We start from the raw sequence: 4163 nt of genomic DNA on the forward strand, positions 1-4163 counted from the left end.
CACACCCGGCTCGGGGTACTCGCTGATCTGCACAGAGACCTCTACGTCACTGCTCCCCAGATCCAGGTCATCGGCGACGGCGACTCCGGCCACACCGCCGAGCAGCACCACTCCCGCCGCTCCGGCCGTGACACGACCGATCCATTCACGTTTTCTCATTGCTTCAGCTCCATTTCAGGTATTGACGAAGAACACACAAAGGGGTGTGGTGGACCCGACCGCCCGGAAGGGCCCACCACGATCACTCACCCGCAGGACGCCGCGGCATACGGCGCCGCGACCTGGGCGGATCCGGCGCCGCCCGCGGTGTCGGTGGCCGTGACGGTCACCGTTCCGGCGGGCACCGCTGCCAGCCGCGTGGTGAACGAATGCGTCGCGCTCTTGCCCGCGCCGATGCCGGCGAAGGACTTGGCTCCGTACGAGCTGGTCATGGCGAGATCCAGCGCTGCCGGGTCGCCGCTGGTCGCGGTGACGCTGACGAGCGCCTTGCCTGCCACGCAGCGCACCGTCGCCGTGGCCGAGACGTGCGGCATATTGCCGACGGTGATCTCCACGGTCTTGGTCGCCGACAGGTTGAACGCCCGGGTGCCGTCGACCACCGTGAAGGTGACCTCGTACGACCCGGCCTGATCGGCGCCCGGCGTCCAGGTGAACTGCCGGCCCGCCGGGTCGAAGGAGGCACCCGCGGGCAGCCCCTGCGCCGAGTAGACCAGCGTGTCCCGAGGGGCGTCGGAGTCCGAGGCCTCGACGCCGAAGGTGAGCGTCTCACCCTCATCGACCGTCTGACTCTCACCGCCGGTCGCGAACACCGGGGCCGAGTTGAACGAGCTCGGCGTCCACAGGTAGTCCTTGGCCCAGATCGCGAACAACTGCGGCCAGGCGTTGAAGTCGTGGCCGCCCGCGATGCGGGTGTTCTTGTAGTTGACGTACCCGTTGAGGTTGTTCAGCGCGGTGGGCGTGGCGCACAGGTTGAGGTTGTCCCACACGCCGCATCCGATGTGGATGTATGCCTGGTCGACGTTCGCGGTCGTGCGGGTGATGCCCGCGTTGAAGCTCCATACGCCGTAGTACCCGAACCGCAGGGGGTTGTTGTTGATGATTCCCGAGGTGATCGAGGCACCCATCGACAGACCCGCCCACGCGCGATCGAGCCGGTCGGTCGAGACGTTGTAGTTGCTCTCGACGAACGGGATGATCACGTTGGTGATGTTCGGGTAGCCCTGGTTGCCGACGCCGAGGTAGTTGGAGTTGGTCGTCACGATGACGGCCGGCTCGGTATCGCCGTCCTGCAACAGGTTGTCCATGATGATCGGGACGCTGCCGATGTTCAGCCAGTCGGACTGGTCCTGGCCGCTGCCGTGCTGCAGGTAGATCGTCTTGTACGGCTCGGCGCGCTCGGGGTCATAGCCCGGGGGGAGGTAGACGCCGAGGGTGCGTGTCGCGCCGCCGATCGTGATCGGGACGTAGCTCCACGTGCCCTTCGCCGAGTCCGGTCGGGGGTTGGCGATGACGCGCTCCGCGAGGGGCGCGTAGTTCTGCTTGACCGGGTCGTAGGGGACGTACACCGCGTTGAAGGCTCGGCGGGCGTTGCCCGTCAGTCCGTCGGGGGCGAAGATCGGCGAGTTCGCCGGGTCGGCGACCCACAGGTTGGTGTTGTTGTTGACGTAGAACCAGTACTGGTTCGGGCCGGCCGCAAGCGGCACCTGCGTCACCCAGTAGCCGTCACCGGCATACGTCATCTGCACGTCGTAAGCGCCCGCGCCACGCATCAGACCGGGGCGGTACTGCGAGGGCTGGTAGACGGTCGTGTCGGCCGGGTTCTCCCAGTCGCGCAGCAGGATGTCGGCGACGAAGCGCACGCTGGTCGCATCCGGCTCGTAGAACACGAAACGACCGGTGTAACCGGTCGGCGAGGTGGGGTCTGCGAAGATCGTCGGCCCCGGCGTGAGGCTCTCGTCAGCCTGCGCCGGCGCGGCGGCCATGCCGAGTACCAGCGCCAACGCGGCACCGAGCGCCGCGAGGGATCGGGGCACGCGGGTGCGAAGACGCTCTCGCACCCCCGATCCGTCTCGGGCTGAAACCTGGGATTGCACAGCTCTCATAACCGTTCCTCCTTGAATGGCTATCGGATGCCGGGGTCGGATGGTTCGAGCCCCCCAGTCGCCGTCAGGGTACAAGTGCTTTACCACGTTGTAAAGGATCGATGTCCTCTCGACGCTCGTTTGGGACTCCGCACGGTGCGCGAAATCATCTACAACGATGGAGAAGGGTATATACAACGTCGTAAACCTTCAGTACCCTGACCTCGTCTGGGGCGCAGCGTGGTGTCCCGCAGCCATTCAAGGAGGAACGGTTATGCACGTTGTCACATCAAGAAGGCGGGCGGATTCGCCCGCTGAGGGCCAAAGCACAGCCCGTCGGCTGCTACGACCGCTCGCGGTCTTCGCGGCCGCCACGGCGATGGTGCTGGGGATGGCCTCAGCGCCAGCACATGCGGAGGAGGAAGAGGTCACTCCCGGACCGACGATCTTCGCAGACCCCACCTCACCGACCGGTTACACCGGTCGGTTCGTCATTCACCTGCCGGAGGCGACCAGTGTGCGCTTCGTCGCGGACATCATGCTCCGCAACTGGGCGGACCCCACGGACACGACCGTGTACTCGCCCTCGCAGTATCGACCGGGCCTCATGCGCGGCGGCGGCGGCTACGACGTCGAGATGACGTACGCCGGTGACGGCAACTGGGTGACGCAGGTGCCGCTCGCCGCCGGTGCGAACCAGTACTGGTTCTATGTCAACAACAACACGAACCTGTGGCTGGCAGACCCGGCGAACCCGCCGATCAACCCGCCGGACGGTCTGACCGGCACCGCCCGGCGATCCTTCAACAAGGTGTTCGTGCCGTACGACCCGGTAAAGCAGAACTACGCACCGCTGGCCGCCCGCGCGCTCGCCGAGAACGAGCGCACCGGCATCGCGAAGGGCACCTGGAGCTACGTGCCGTTCGAGGTCGCAGGAACCAGCCGGACGATGGGCGTGTACCTGCCCCCGGGCTACGACGCGAACCGCGCAGAGCCGTACAAGACCATCTACATGCAGCACGGCGGCGGTCAAGACCAGTCGGACTGGATGAACATGGGCAACGTCCCCGTGATCATGGACAACCTGATCGCAGACGGCGACACCGAGCCGGCGATCGTGGTCACCACGAACACCAACTACCTCGGAGCTGCGAACCAGGGTTATCCCAACCTGCGCAATGTCGTGCTGCCGTTCGTCGAGGCGAACTACAACGTGTCGACCGCCGCGCAGGACCGCGCCTTCGCGGGCTTGTCGGCCGGTGGCATCGTCACGTCGAACATCATCAATTACGACCCGACGCTGTTCGGCTACTACGGCCCGTGGAGTGGCGGGGTCAGCGTGCGCAACACGACGCCGAACCTCGGCGTCCCGTTCATCATGTACGGCGGGGGCGCCTGGGACTTCGGCCTGCCGAACCCCAACGCCGTCGCGGCACTGACGAACGCGCGCATCGAGAACGTGGTGGTCTCCGGAGCGCATGACTTCAATGCCTGGAACCAGCTGTTCACGATCTTCGCCCGCGACTACGTGTGGCAGCCGGACGCCTGGGACCTCAGCGTGTCGGCGACCGCTGCAGTGAGGTGCGTGGCGGGCAAGGCTCTGATCAGCGTCACGGCGACCAACGCCGACGCCGCCACGGTCGACCTGACGGTGTCGAGCACCTTCGGCACGAAGTCGTTCAGCGGGATCGCGGAGGACAAGCGCGCGACGCACTCGTTCACGACGCGTGCAGCGTCTGTGCCGGCAGGCACGGTGACCGTTGACGCGACGTCCGTCGTGCACGGCAAGCCCATGTCGACGCAGGTGACGGCGTCGTATGCGGCGACGTCCTGCAACTGAGTGATCGTGGTGGGCCCGTCCGTACGGTCGGGCCCACCACACCCCCCTGTTTGAAACAACGTGAAGTGGAGAATGCAATGAAAACGCGCGAAATGATCGGTCGGGTCACCGCCGCTGCCGGCGGTGCGGTGCTGCTGGTGGGTGTGGCAGGTGCCGCGATCGCCGACGAGGCACCCGACGAGCTCGGATCCAGCGACATCGACGTCAACGTCGAGATCAGCGAGTACCCCGAGCCGGGTGTG

General features: G+C 66.2%; 2 protein-coding genes. One reads left to right on the plus strand and one right to left on the minus strand.

Going from position 1 to position 4163, the window contains the following annotated elements; all coding sequences use genetic code 11:
• Window positions 1–245: 245 nt before the first annotated feature.
• The gene (locus AC25Y0_RS12920; RefSeq protein ID WP_488134782.1) at window positions 246–2057 is read right to left on the minus strand and encodes a putative Ig domain-containing protein; all 1812 of its coding nucleotides are present in this window, start codon (window positions 2055–2057) and stop codon (window positions 246–248) included.
• Between the two features lie 415 nt (window positions 2058–2472).
• Between AC25Y0_RS12920 and AC25Y0_RS12925 the strand changes: the two genes are divergently transcribed.
• Window positions 2473–3921 (plus strand): alpha/beta hydrolase, encoded by a 1449-nt coding sequence (locus AC25Y0_RS12925; protein WP_488124230.1) that lies wholly within the window; start codon window positions 2473–2475, stop codon window positions 3919–3921.
• Window positions 3922–4163 lie beyond the last annotated feature (242 nt).

The sequence above is a fragment of the Microbacterium sp. Y547 genome (assembly GCF_057669785.1).